At 38.2% G+C, this 13886-nt stretch carries 9 protein-coding genes; all 9 read right to left on the reverse strand.

Annotated elements, in window-relative coordinates; all coding sequences use genetic code 11:
* The 9 genes from BHV73_RS00245 to murI all read right to left on the reverse strand — a co-directional run bounded on the left by BHV73_RS00245 (nucleotide 1) and on the right by murI (nucleotide 13848).
* Complete coding sequence (locus BHV73_RS00245; RefSeq protein WP_241148719.1) at nucleotides 1–2643, reverse strand: glycoside hydrolase family 2 protein; 2643 nt, start codon at nucleotides 2641–2643, stop codon at nucleotides 1–3.
* A 15-nt stretch (nucleotides 2644–2658) separates the two neighbouring features.
* Nucleotides 2659–3498, reverse strand: a complete 840-nt coding sequence (locus BHV73_RS00250) for an ROK family protein (protein WP_087413266.1) — start codon at nucleotides 3496–3498, stop codon at nucleotides 2659–2661.
* A 24-nt stretch (nucleotides 3499–3522) separates the two neighbouring features.
* Nucleotides 3523–4341: a hypothetical protein gene (locus BHV73_RS00255; protein WP_087413265.1), complete on the reverse strand. Its 819-nt coding sequence runs from the start codon at nucleotides 4339–4341 to the stop codon at nucleotides 3523–3525.
* 13 nt (nucleotides 4342–4354) lie between these two features.
* The gene (locus tag BHV73_RS00260; protein ID WP_087413264.1) at nucleotides 4355–6031 is read right to left on the reverse strand and encodes a RagB/SusD family nutrient uptake outer membrane protein; all 1677 of its coding nucleotides are present in this window, start codon (nucleotides 6029–6031) and stop codon (nucleotides 4355–4357) included.
* A gap of 12 nt (nucleotides 6032–6043) precedes the next feature.
* Nucleotides 6044–9181: a SusC/RagA family TonB-linked outer membrane protein gene (locus BHV73_RS00265; protein ID WP_087413263.1), complete on the reverse strand. Its 3138-nt coding sequence runs from the start codon at nucleotides 9179–9181 to the stop codon at nucleotides 6044–6046.
* On the reverse strand, nucleotides 9178–10383 hold the full coding sequence (locus BHV73_RS00270) for a DNA-binding transcriptional regulator (protein WP_087413290.1): 1206 nt from the start codon (nucleotides 10381–10383) through the stop codon (nucleotides 9178–9180). Before BHV73_RS00270 ends, BHV73_RS00265 begins: the two co-directional genes overlap by 4 nt.
* A 1120-nt stretch (nucleotides 10384–11503) precedes the next feature.
* Nucleotides 11504–12661 (reverse strand): glutamate 5-kinase, encoded by a 1158-nt coding sequence (gene proB / locus BHV73_RS00275; protein ID WP_118047785.1) that lies wholly within the window; start codon nucleotides 12659–12661, stop codon nucleotides 11504–11506.
* Between the two features lie 27 nt (nucleotides 12662–12688).
* The gene (locus BHV73_RS00280; protein WP_009121859.1) at nucleotides 12689–12928 is read right to left on the reverse strand and encodes a DUF2007-related protein; all 240 of its coding nucleotides are present in this window, start codon (nucleotides 12926–12928) and stop codon (nucleotides 12689–12691) included.
* Nucleotides 12929–13008: 80 nt separating this feature from the next.
* Nucleotides 13009–13848 (reverse strand): glutamate racemase, encoded by an 840-nt coding sequence (murI, locus tag BHV73_RS00285; protein ID WP_009121860.1) that lies wholly within the window; start codon nucleotides 13846–13848, stop codon nucleotides 13009–13011.
* Between the last annotated feature and the right edge of the window lie 38 nt (nucleotides 13849–13886).

Raw genomic sequence — 13886 nt, forward strand, 5'->3', positions numbered from 1 at the left:
TCATTTTTGACTTTGTGTAATAGTTACTTGTTGTTGAGGTACATTCCAACCAGACATAACAAGGGTTATGTTTTGGGAAAGTACAGTCGACTTAGGAATAAGACATTGTATCGTCCGTTTTTCTCCAGGAGCTAATGTTAAGTAGTTGTCTTCCCAGAAAATAGGCGATATTAATTCCTCTTGTTCATCTTTTAAGCTGAGACGGATGAAAAATGCCAATGCTTGGGGGGTATTCTCCAAAGTAATCTGCAATACTTTGTCTTTACCCTGGGGGACAAATTGGGCATTGATTTTACAGTTGCTTTTTGCCATTGTTGATAATTGGGTAAAATCTGCGGTTTGCTTTAGCGGTGTTCTTATCCATGTCGTTTTATCCCAATCGGGCTGGTCGGGTTGTGTTGCAAGATAATAAAAATTATCTGCTTTATACTCTTTTTGGGTATCTTTTGTATTTAAAAATAAGAATGAATTTTGAGATAATGCAGGAAGCTTAAAAACTTCGACCACATTGTATGGGGCAATAACCAAAGATTTTGTTTGTTGATTTTGTAGACGGTTGTCAATACCGTACAAAGACATACTTGCCTGTATGTTACAAGTATCTGCTCCTTCATTGACTGCATAAACTTTATTTTGTATGTAGTCATAAATTAATTGTTGTGGCATATTCGCTTTTTTTACAGAGTAATATGCGGCTGTAGGAATCAGATAGTAATCATATAGTTGCCAGTAGAAAGACGGCCATGCCGAATTCAACATCCATTGTACAATACCTGTTGCTTTAGGAATGTTTACACGAAATGCTTCGAACATAGCACGTGTACCTTCGTAGTTCAATAAGTCGGCCTTTTTTAAGAAATCATCCAGGTTGTCAGGGGTGCCATATCGTGCGGTAATGCTGTTTCTTAATACATACAGCGTGTTCATTGCTTCTGTTGCTGTTGTACAATGATAGTCCCATGTCTTATTTATCGGCCAAAGTTGATTGGCAGGAATCATTTTCTTTATGGATTCTATTACGGGTAATTGTGCTCCGATTCCTGTTTCTGTGTTGAACCCGAATGCACCTCCCGGAGCTTTGGGTGAGTACCAATAGTTAGGTGAAACATAGTCGTATGGCCCTGCCATTTTCATACCCGTTGCGCCTGTAACATTACTTGTTAACTCTTTTGCGGCACATATATAGGGGCGGTTGTCTATTTGTGACAATATTGCTATGTATTTTTTTTCAAGTTCAGGTCTTGGCAGCATGTCGCTTCCTAAAAACCATGCAATAATACTTGGATGATTGCGTAGCCAAAGGACTTGGTCTTTTAATGAGGTTGCGATAAGTTCCATATCCGTTTCGGATTTGATGCCACCGAATTCATCACAGGGACTTCCTAAATAATGTTCCCACTCCCAATGGCAACTCCAACCTACTAAAACTAACAAGCCGTATTTGTCGCACAGATTGTATAAGTTTTGTGAAGTGCCCCAAAAGTTTTCCAGACGGATAGAATTCAGGTTCATATCGCGAACATATTTAAGTTCTGTTTCGTTGCGCTTGGGTGAATTACGCAAAAATATATCATCGGTCCAGCCTGCACTTCTAACAAGTACTTTTTTCCCATTGAGAAAGAAACCTCTGTGTCCTTCTTCAGTAAAATAGTCTTGAATGTCACGTATTCCAAAATGAATGTTTTCTTTATCAGATGTTTTATTATTTATAAGAAATGATAGCTCCATTTGGTACATCTCGGGCTTCCCCATGTTATGGCACCACCATAATCTCGGATTTTTTAGGTGAAGAATGTCTGTTTTAGATGGAGATATCTTCTCGATACGTTTTTCTTTAGGCTGTAAGGTGATAGGAATGTTAAAGGTTTTACCTTCTAATTTTCCGGTTAATACTCCTGTTACTTGTTTGTCTGAATAATTGGTCAATTCGGTTTCTACAGTTAACCATGCCTCATCTAAGGTTTTAAGGTTGACCTTTGAACGTATAGCTGTGTAGTTTATTGAAACTTCATTGTTTAATGCAATATGGACTTCACGGAAGATTCCCATATTTTCATCGGCAGGACGTGGGTTCCAATCGACAAATCCGATATTAGGTTCTCCGGGCTGAGCTTTAAATACTTCTACAGCCAATATGTTTTTTTCTTTAACAAATGGAGTGATATCTATTTGGAATTGTCGAAATGCCCCCCGGATAGAGTTCCGATTGGCTATTTGCGTACCGTTCAACCATATGTTCGCAGAATAACTAATACCGTCGAAACTTAAAGTTGCATGCTGGTTGGGCTCTAAAGGAGGAAGTACAAATTCTTTGCGATACCACCATGATTGTTCAAAAGGACTTTTGTCGATATTTTTATAATTCGTACCTATGAAAATATCCTTGTATTTATCATATTGGCTTAAAACTCCCATAACTGTTGCAGGAAGAGTTGTAGGATACCAATCATCGGTGGTAAATTGAGGAGATGAAACTTCTTTTCCTGAAGCATTTATTTGTTGGGAAGATTGTATTTTCCAATTATCGGTTAATAATATATCAGGCTTTATTTGTATTTGGGTATTTTTATTGCCTGAAATGGCCGGTTGTACTACACAGACGAAACAGCAAATCTGGCAAATTATGGTTATAAGTTTTTTCATGGTGATAATTTTGATTTATAACGAATTGTTTTTCACTAAAGCTGAAGCTCCCAATAAGGCTATGTCTTTGTGCTCCGATGTTAATATCCTTATATTTTTAAGTGTCTCTTTATAAGGAAAACTTTGCATACACTTCCACATGGATTGTTCGAAGAGATTAAATGCAGATGATATTCCTCCTCCTATAATGATAGCATCAGGGTCATAAATATATAAAATTGCTTTTATCATTTCTCCGATATGGCGTCCAAATTCATTCCAAACAGTTTGTATGCCTGTTTCTCCTAATGTTGCTTTTTGAGCTGCTTCTTGAGCAGTCATCTCATAATACGTTTTAAAAAAGTGACTACTGCAATAATGCTCAAAGTCATATTTTAGATAAGGGAGAGAGCCGATTTCACCTGCTCCGGCATTTCGTCCGGCATATAACTTTTTATGGATGATAATACCGGCTCCAAGCCCTGTACCAATTGTTACTCCGACAATATTCTGAAAGTTTATACCTTTACCGAAAAGATTTTCTCCTAAAGCAAAACAGTTGGAGTCATTGTTTATGAATACAGGAATAGAAAAGGAACTTTCCAACTCATCTTTTAAATGAATTTCTTTCCATGAAGGAATATTGGTAACATTATATACTATTCCTTTTTTAACATCTACGACAGAAGGTACTCCGATACCTATTCCTTTTATCTCTTTGTTGATATTGTTTTTAATTAATGTTTTTAATTGACTCAGGACTTCTTCGTCATTTTCGTAGGATGGACATGAAATACATTCTTTTTTAAGAATACTGGCATTTTCTATGACACCAAGTCTTATATTGGTTCCACCTAAATCTATTCCTATATTCATTTGTTTCTGTGATTTATGTTTTATTTACTTTTTTCTAAAACACCAGAATGTGGCATCGGACCATGCTTCCGCATCTGCAGGATTCCAACATAATACCATTCTATTTTCTGTTAATTCAAGAATTTCAAAAGTTGTGATTATGTTAGTTTCATCATAATATGCATGTCCACTCAAAACAGAAACGCCACTAATCGTAAGTTGCCCGATAGACCATTGGGTTCCGTGGTCGGGATTTTGCTTAATGACTGACATATCAAAAGCAAAAGTGCCTTTTTCTATGATATTCCCATTGGCATCTTTCTTAGAAAGATTAGGACCGCCATTTAAGTCGAATACTAATTCACAATTTGCATCTTCTAAATTTTCGGGTTCACAAACATCCCACGAAGGAGCAAATTCTGTTAACCAGCCTCCTGTTCCATAAACTATGCCATTATAGTCTTCCAAATTCCAAACCCAGCTTTTGCCTGATATTTCATTGCCGGCAAATAAGCTCCATTCTTGCGTTATAGGGTGGTCTATCTTATCGATAATAACTTTTCGGGTGGTCGTTACCGTACCTCCCTTACAAAAACCGGTAAAAGTTATCTCTTGTTCTCCCATAAACGGTAGAGTTACAGTTACTGATTTCTGAGCGGCTACTCCTGTTATATAATTCCAGTAACTGCCTACTCCTGGTGTATTATTAGTCATTATGATTTCATTGCCACCTTCGGTTGTGTTATGTACATCCAAAACTAAATCATCTTCTGATACGATTTCTCCTAATGATTTATTATCAACTAAAGGTTCACAGCTACAAAATGCCATGAGTAAAAGGAGTATAGAACATATATTTTTCATATTTATTTATTTTTTAATTTAAGTTACTTTCGTTTCCCCAACCAGGATTTTGCTCTAATAATCCGGCTGATAAGTCAATCTGTGTTTGTGGAATGGGCATCAATCCTTTGGTCTCTTGAATCCGTTGTGCAAGGTCTCCCATATTCATGACTGTTTCAACCATATTATCCAAGACCTTAACACCATTTTGTTTACTCAAGGCATCTCCTGCAATTCCCCAACGTAGTAAATCCCAGTAACGTAATGCTTCGAAAGCGAACTCCCAACGTCGTTCGTCCCGTAATGCCTGTTCAGAGTAGCTAATTGCAGGAAGGCCGACTCTTGCCCGTACTCTGTTTAACGGTGTTGCATCTTGGCTTAACTCTGCAGCCATTAAAAGTACGTCAGCAAAACGAATGATAACAATGTCTTGTGTGTTATTTAGCTGGTAGTCCGAGTCGATATCAGGATACAATATACAGCTATAATTAACACTTTCTCCTGCATCATTGTAAGCGTTGATTGCCATATATTTTTTCTGCCAATATCCAGTTTCATTCATTTGCTTATCGCATCCCCATACATAGCTCGGAAGTTCTTTCTCTACGCTTAAGATGGAGCCTTCACGTCGGATGTCATTGGCCGGCCATTCATCCCATAATTTAGTATTAACAGGAGCTACGCCCCAACCTGTTCCAAAAGGAAATATATCATCTAAACTTTCCGGAGTACGCGGCGAAAAATGTAAACATGTTTCATTGCTGTACCACGGATTATCCCATGTACCTTTCGAAGAGAACTTTATGGCGAATACTGTTTCAATATTATTCCCGTCTTCACCTACCCAACTCAGATTGTTATCTTGTGCGTATTTGTAGTCTTTTTTAGTGTATTCGTTACTATAAGGCCACAAATTACGGAAGTCACCGACAAGGTCGTGCCCACTATTATTTATACAATCATTTAGAATTGTAACAACTTCATCTTTTGTCAAACTGTTATTTTCATCCATGGGGATGTTTGTTTGCTGATAGTATCCGGTATAAAATAGGAATACACGTGCCAATAATGCTTCTGCAGCCCATTTGGTTGCTCTTCCGAGTTCGGAATTATTAGCTGGGTTATATTTATTAGCGGGTAACAAATCAATTGCTTTTTTTAAATCACTGGCCATTTGCCCATATAACTCCGCAGCTGTGGCACGTGGGAGATTTTCTGTAGTTGGAGCTGTTATGAGAGGAACAGTCCCGAACATTCTACATAAATCGAAGTAGAAATATGCTCTTAAAAAATAAGTTTCTCCTTCTATCTTGTTCCGAGTTTCTTCATTTTCCCAAGATACATTATCCAATGAACCTAGTAACATGTTACAACGATAAATGCCACGATAGTTTTGTTTCCAAATATCAGCAAATGTATTCTCATCGACCTTCTTGAGCCTATCCATTGCGTGTTTTCGCCTGTTATCAGGACCGCCTCCACCAAAGCAATTATCAGAGAGAACTTCTGAAGCGATGAAAAAGTTTTGCCTGTCCGAGCCGGGAGTCATTTCGCGTAGCGAGGCATAGGCTCCTGTTAATGCAATTTCCGCATCTGCAGCGGTTTGAGGGAAATTGGAATTGTCTTTTTTGACAAGGTTCTCTGTATCAAGAAAGTCCTCACAATTGGAGAATGTCAATAATACCAGGAAGTATATTAATATCTTTTTCATAATATTTTTTATTTAGAATTTTATATTTGCGCCTACCATATAAGTTCTTGGACTGGGATAGAATCCTAAGTCAATACCGGAAGCCCAGTTGTGATGCCCTCCGTAACCGATTTCAGGATCCATACCGGAATAGCCGGTAATGGTGAATAAATTTTGGGCCGTTATATAGAGGCGAAGTTGCTTTAATGGTAAAGATCTGAACAGTTTCTTGAAATCATATCCTATGGTGATATTTTGCATGCGTAAATAATCTCCATTTTCCATATACAAATCGGAATTGTATTGCCAATTAGTGTGTGTACCAGATGTTAGCCGTGGCAGTTTATTGGATGTTCCTTCTCCGTACCAACGTCCAAAAATATCGGATGTATAATTCTGGCGTGTCAAATCTACATATGAGCGGTAAGATTTCATTATTTGATTGCCAAATGTTCCCGTCATTGCCATGTTTATGTCAAATCCTTTATAAGAAACATTCAAACTTAATCCTAAGTTTACATCAGGATGAGGGTTACCTATCATGCCTTGGTCGTTTTCGTCAATCACGCCGTTTCCATTACGGTCTACCCAAATGACATCTCCAGGTTGTGTTCCTTCAAGTTTTGCTCCTTGATAGTTGGCGATTTCTTCTTCAGTTTGAAAGATACCGGCTGTTGAGTAGCCATAAAAATAGCCGATTGGATAGCCAACTTGTGCCCGGTAAACTTCTGTTGTCAGATTACTTAAAATATCCGGGTCTCCATGAATAATTCTTTCTGAGTTAGCTATGCGCGTAACTTCGTTTTTATTGTGGGCAATGTTTATTGTTGCTCCATATTGAAAGTCACCGATATTATCGTTCCAATTAAATGAGAATTCGAATCCTTTGTTTTGAACGTCTCCACCGTTAATAAAGGGAGCCTGGGTTCCATAGATATCAAGTACTGGTGCTTCGACTAACCAGTCTTTCGTGTTTTTAATATAATAGTCGAAATTGATTCCGAGTCTGTTATTAAATAAATATGCATCGAAGCCTAAGTCGATTTGTTCTGATGTCTCCCAAGTAACCTCTTCGTTGGGTAAAATATCCGGGTAAGAACCGGAAGACAAGATAGATTTGTCAGGTCCGAAGCTGTAGTCGGCATCTTTAAAACGAATTGTGGCTAAATATTGGAACGGGTCTATATTCTGATTACCATTTTGTCCCCAACTTGCACGAATCTTAAGAAAATCCAGCCATTTTTTACTCGGTGCCATGAAACTCTCTTCGGAAATGACCCAACCAGCTGATACAGAAGGAAAGTAGCCCCACCTGTGTCCCCGTGCAAAATTGGAAGAACCATCCATACGCATTACAACGGTTGCCATATACTTGTTTGCGTAGTCATAATTTACACGTCCAAAAAATGAGGCTAATTTATTTTCTTCCCAAGGACTTCCTCCTAAAGTTGTTCTATTTGTAATTAAAGTCGTATTATTGAGATAAGCATGTTTGAAGTCATCGAAAATAGAGTTTATATTACTTCCATTCATACTGTCGCCTAATCCGTGTTTCTCTATAGATTGTCCTACTAAAACATTGATTGAATTTTGTTTGATTTTGAAATCGTAAGTAAGTGTATTTTCCCACATTAGGTTGCCACCCATAGACATTTCCTGGGAGACAGTATTACTATCTTCAAAAACATTACTTGCTAATCGATAAGCTGGCACGAAGCGTCTATAATTATTGGCACTGAATGTGTATCCGAAACTACTACGTATTTTTAAACCTGATATAGGTTGAATGGTTGCAAAAATATTTCCTTGGAGAGTATGAGACTTGGATAGGTTATTACCATTAACATAATCCATTTTTCCTATAGGATTTGCTTCGCGTCCCTCCCAGGGTATAGCATAATGATAATCCCCATTTTCGTCTTTATTAGGCAGAAAAGGGCTGGCATTTAGCATATCTCGTATATCATTGCTCCATGTGTCACCAATAGCAATACCGTTTTTCTCACTATAAGAATAAGATAGGTTCTCACCTATTTTTATTATATCTAATTTACCCTTTTTATACAGCGTGTGTTCTGAATTGATACGTGCAGTATAACGTTTATATTGAGGCTCAACAGGTTTTCCTATCGTTCCTTCTTGTGAGGTATAAGCTAAACCTATAGAATAAACAGACTGTTCTGTACCACCTGTAATATTCAAAGCATGATTTTGGATAGGGGCATTCTCGTTTCTTGCCTCTTCTAACCAATTAGTCCCTTTCCATGTACCATTCTTGATGGTTTTCCAGTTAGGTACTAATGTTTCATAATCATAATCGGGTAAGCCATCCATCATTCGGGCTTCACTCATAATCATCGCATATTCTTGTGCATTTAATATATCGGGCATTCGATATACATTTTGTACTCCATAGTAACCGTCGTATGAGATTTCAGGCTTACCTATACGTCCTTGCTTGGTTGTAACTAGAATTACACCATTTGCTGCTCGTGAACCATAGATTGCTGCGGAAGCTGCATCTTTTAGTACATCAATGGACTCTATATCGGAGGGATTAAGACTGTTTATATCTCCACCGGCTACGCCATCAATAATGTATAAGGGGGTTGCTGAACCGGTAGTACCGAGGCCACGGATTGTAACTTTGAAGCCTTCACCCGGCATTCCGGAACTTTGAGTAATATTAACGCCTGGAGTCTGGCTTTGTAATGCTCCTAATACATTTACAGTGTTTAATTTAGCGATATTATCACCTTTGACCTGTACAGTAGCTCCTGTAATTAGTTTTTTCTTTTGTACACCATATCCTACGACTACAACTTCGTCTAATAGTTCTGTTACTTCTTGTAGAGTAATTGTTAATTCTGTACGTCCATTTAGAAGAACAGTTTCACTTTTCATTCCTATGTAATCAATTTGTAGTACAGCATCTCTGGAAGTTACTTTAATGGTAAACTTACCGTCTACATCAGTAATTACACCGGTTTTACTGTTTGGATCTTGTACAGTAGCACCGATGATTGGTTCTTTGTCAATCCCGATTACCTTGCCGTTTACAGTGAAACTGTTTTGGGCAAACATAATAAGATTACAACACATACATACAGTAAGGAAAATACCTCGTCGTAAGAAAGTACTGTTTCCTGATGAATGAATACAGATTCTCATTGTTTCTCGTTTTTATTAAGGTTAATACTCAAATTTATTTTTCCATATTTATAATAATTTCTATATTGCGTTGGTGTCATTTTATAAATTCGTTTGAATGATTTATTCAAATTAATATAATCTTCATAGCCTAATTCAAAAGCAATATCCATAATCGGTTGATCAGATGTTAATAATTTTTCAGCGAAACAAGAAGTGCGAACTTCTAAAATATATTGATAGATAGAGATACCAATCTCCTTTCGGAAATGTTTCTCTAGAACACGTCGGGACACATATAAGCGATTTAAAATTTCTTTGATATTGATAAGCCCGTTTTTCTCATTCTCGATGAGTTTTAGTACATTAACTACTAACTTATCATTAACGGAATATCCTTCTGTAGATTTCCGTCGTTCAATACGTATTGGATTAATGATGATGTTGAACTGTGGTAAAGAATTATCTTTAATAATAGCATGTAATTGTTTGGCCGCTTGATACCCCCCATTTTTTACATCCAATACAATAGAAGATAGGGGAGGGTCAGACATGTTACATAAAATTTCGTCATTATCTACTCCTAAAACTGCAAGTTCATGTGGAACTTGAATGCCACAAATACCACAGACCTCAGTTATTCGAAGTGCGAATATGTCATCACAAGCGAATAAGGCAGTTGGACGGGGCAATTGTTGTAACCAGGTTTGTAGGGCTTGCAAATTGGCGGTTGAACCGTATCGTATATTTTTTTCTTCGTTGTAAGTGTATACTTTTTGTCCTACTGCAGCAAGTTTTGTACGGAATCCATCTTCACGTTCACGTGACCAAATTGTAGCACTAGTGCCATAAAAAGCGAAATTAGTGAATCCCTTTCGTAGAAAATAACTAGCAGCAATCTCACCTGTACTGTAGTAATCACCAGTAATGTTGGATATTCCTTTTACTCGATTGGTATAGTTCTGTAAAATAATTGGAATGCCAATCTCGCGTAAACGTATTGCATTATTTTCAGATAATTGTCCTAAAATAGCATTTGCTCCCCAACGTTGCGCTATTTCGATCACTGTTTCTATAGCTTTCTCATCTTTTAGGTCTTCTCGAGTCAGAGGTATACGATAGAAACGCCAATTACCTACTTCCATAGAATAATTTAGGAAACCTTTTAATAATAATCGGCTGTAAGCACTAGTAAAATCAGATAATAATAAGACTTTAATCATAATATTAGTATTAGGCATTATTCGCTTTTTATTTATTTGGTGTAAATGTATGCTGTTTTTGTTTGTCTATATGCGATAAAAAGCGGCTTTTTATTGTTTAATTGCGAATATATTGCTTTAATGAATAAGTTATGTTATTATTAGGTAGCTATAATAAAAAGATTATTTGGATATATTTAATGCTAGTGTTTTTAATATATAGGATACTTTGTAGTACAAAATATTGATGTAGTGTGCTTTGGCTGAAAATATCTTGACCACCTCCATTATGTAAACTCAATTATTATATGATTATTTTTGTGGGCTATTCTAAAAATGTGAGCCCATCAGTCATAAGGAACACCGCACCCTCAAAACCGGATTAATAGCACTGAATCATTTTTTTGATACTATGGTATTTTTTCATATCACTGATAAAGGCCCTATTGTAGTACTAAGCTCGGAAATATCCATATCTTTCGCTCTTCATTGGGAGTAAATTCCTATTCTTATGTTTTCTCATATACTAATTTGAATACTATTCAAATTATACTCTACATAACTTGTATACAGCCAGAGTTTAATTTCTGTGTAAAGTAACAGTTATTCTTTCTCTACCACACCTCCTTTTATTATGGATATGTTCCGTGTATGTGAAATCCGGTTAGACAAACTCAAGATTACTGGTACATAATGGGTATTCTTTCATATTATATTTTGACCACATCATCTATTAGGATGGTCTACTTATGTAGAATTATAATCTGATAATTCACTCAGTATTTTGAAAGTATGTATAAATATATTCATAAGGAAATACATTTATTTTCCTTGTAGCTATGTTATTTCAAGCTGAATAATATGGAGCAAGAGGTAAGTTATAGAGATTTTCTTGTCTTGAATGTGAGACAGACACTATTTTTAGGGAGATATATGACGAACTTTGCCTTTTAGAATGAAATGATTATAATATTCATGCTAAAGAGCTTTAAGGATTATTAGTCAAATATCAAACTTAGTGAGTATTAAGTTTATGAGTACTAAAAACTCACTATGGTGGTATTGAATCTTGTGGTATATATCAATTGAACTTTTTAGACCATAAAGATCACGAGAGAATGTTTTAATTATTTATTATAAGTTATTCTATATAAAGATAGTCATAATGCACCACAGGCTTCTTACCATGTTTTCCCATAGCCTCGCGAGCTTGCTCCGAACTGCAATTGGCTTTGCCCACGCCCACCGGATTCCCTTCAAAGTCTATGATACGCACAATGTCGTCCTTTTCAAATTCGCCCCGCACATCAATGATGCCTATGGGAAGAATACTGACAGCCTTGTCGGAAGTAAGCACCTGTGTGGCGCAATCGTTGATGTGCAACTCTCCTTTGGCAAAACCCTCGCTGTGAGCTATCCACTTTTTTACACTGGACACAGGCTGGGGAGAGGGAATGAAGCGGGTGTATTTCAATGAGGAATGAGGAACGAAGGATGAAGAATTGTGCTGTGCTGTCATATCTGATGAAGGTTCTTCATCTTTCATTCTTGATTCCTCATTTCTCAGGATATTGACAAGGATATTGTCACGTTTGCCGTTGGCGATGATAACTGTAATTCCTTCATCGGCCACCTTACGGGCAATATTGGTCTTGGTAAGCATACCGCCGCGCCCGAAACTGGATTTGGAAGTCTGTATGTATGAGGACAGGTCTTTACCATGCTCTATCTCCCGAATGACTTCTGATGAAGGGTCAGCCGGCGAGCCGTTGTAGATACCGTCGATATTGCTGAGGATTATCAAGGCTTGCACATCCATCATGGAGGCTATCAGTCCGGAAAGCTCGTCATTATCGGTGAACATCAGTTCGCTGACGGAAATGGTATCGTTCTCGTTGACGATAGGAATCACTCCGTTTTCCAACATTACGGTCATGCAGTTCTTCTGATTGAGATAGTGGCGGCGGGTGGCGAAGTTCTCTTTCATGGTGAGCACTTGCCCCACGGGAATACCGTGTTCACGGAATAGTTCGTAATAGCGGTTGATAAGTTTGGCTTGCCCCACAGCAGAAAATAACTGGCGTTGGTCTACGCTATCCAGCTTTTTGGTGGGATGTATCTCGCTTCGTCCCGATGCTACGGCTCCGGAAGAAACGAGGATAACTTCTACGCCTGCCTTGTGCAGTTCTGCCACTTGGTCTACAAGGGCGGACATACGGGTTACGTCCAATGTGCCATCACGGCGTGTCAATACATTGCTGCCTATTTTGACAGCAATTCTCGTTAGTTGTTGTTCCATATTTGTGTGTTTCCCGGTGTGGGAAGTTTAATCTCCGTCTTCTTTCTTTTCGTATGAGCGAACAACCTCCATGGCTGCTTCATAATTCGCTTCATTGACGAGCACTGCTACATCGACAGCAGTCTCGGGCAGGACGATGTTGACTACCATCCCATCTTTCAAGGTTGATTCGATGTCATTGTTTCCCAGCAAACTTTTTACAAGTTCAGCTTCCCAAAGCGATCCTTTGAACACTTCGATGAGCTTGCTTTTATCTTCTTCTTTCATAATGGTATGAATTTAGAGTTCTTGTTTTACAAATATAACAAGTTTTTTCGGTTTAATGTTTAATGTCAGGCAATTTGTGCCTACAACTCGATACGCTGTACCGTGACCGCCTCATTCAGAAAGATAGATGCAGATTCGACGAATTTCTCTTCCGCCTCTGTAGTATAATAAGTACATTCGCCGCCTTGTGTACATTTTGCATCTATTTCGGGATGACGGCGGAGATAATCTTTCAAACTGTCCGCCACTAATTTTCCCTGTGATACTATGGTGATACCATCAGGCATATATTGCCGGATTTTAGGCAATAGTATCGGATAATGTGTACAACCCAAAATAGCGGTGTCTATCTCCCGGTCTTTGGCCAGGAGTTCGTTTATATATTTGCGGATGAAGTAATCCGTTCCGTCTCCTTGCGCTTCGTTGTTCTCTACAAGTGATACCCATAGCGGGCAGGCCTCTCCGCTGACTTTGATGTCGGGGAAAAGTTTATGTATTTCCAAAGGATAGGATTCGGACTTGATTGTTCCGCCTGTGGCAAGAACTCCGACATGCCGGCTACGGGTTATATTACCGATACATTCCACAGTAGGGCGGATAACGCCCAATACGCGGCGTGCCGGGTCGAGATGTGGCAAATCGTTTATCTGGATACTACGCAGAGCTTTGGCGGATGCCGTATTACAGGCAAGAATTACCAGGTGACAACCCATTTCAAACAGTTTTGTGACTGCCTGCAATGTGAATTCATAGACAACTTCAAACGAACGTGTTCCGTAGGGAGCGCGGGCATTGTCACCCAGATAGACATAATCGTATTCCGGTAGGGCTTCCCGTATTTTGCTCAGGATAGTAAGCCCACCGTATCCGGAATCGAATACACCGATAGGACCGGGACTGGATGGTAGTTTTTGTTTCATACAATCTTTCTGACGCTAAGAGTATAGTGTGCAGCAAA

The sequence above is a fragment of the Bacteroides sp. 44_46 genome, assembly GCF_001915465.1.
In the GTDB taxonomy this organism is placed as follows: domain Bacteria; phylum Bacteroidota; class Bacteroidia; order Bacteroidales; family Bacteroidaceae; genus Bacteroides; species Bacteroides clarus.

Coding starts and splice junctions, on each gene's coding strand:
- BHV73_RS00245 (WP_241148719.1), bottom strand. CDS start 2,643: ATGAAAAAACTTATAACCATAATTTGCCAGATTTGCTGTTTCGTCTGT.
- BHV73_RS00250 (WP_087413266.1), bottom strand. CDS start 3,498: ATGAATATAGGAATAGATTTAGGTGGAACCAATATAAGACTTGGTGTC.
- BHV73_RS00255 (WP_087413265.1), bottom strand. CDS start 4,341: ATGAAAAATATATGTTCTATACTCCTTTTACTCATGGCATTTTGTAGC.
- BHV73_RS00260 (WP_087413264.1), bottom strand. CDS start 6,031: ATGAAAAAGATATTAATATACTTCCTGGTATTATTGACATTCTCCAAT.
- BHV73_RS00265 (WP_087413263.1), bottom strand. CDS start 9,181: ATGAGAATCTGTATTCATTCATCAGGAAACAGTACTTTCTTACGACGA.
- BHV73_RS00270 (WP_087413290.1), bottom strand. CDS start 10,383: ATGATTAAAGTCTTATTATTATCTGATTTTACTAGTGCTTACAGCCGA.
- proB (WP_118047785.1), bottom strand. CDS start 12,661: ATGGAACAACAACTAACGAGAATTGCTGTCAAAATAGGCAGCAATGTA.
- BHV73_RS00280 (WP_009121859.1), bottom strand. CDS start 12,928: ATGAAAGAAGAAGATAAAAGCAAGCTCATCGAAGTGTTCAAAGGATCG.
- murI (WP_009121860.1), bottom strand. CDS start 13,848: ATGAAACAAAAACTACCATCCAGTCCCGGTCCTATCGGTGTATTCGAT.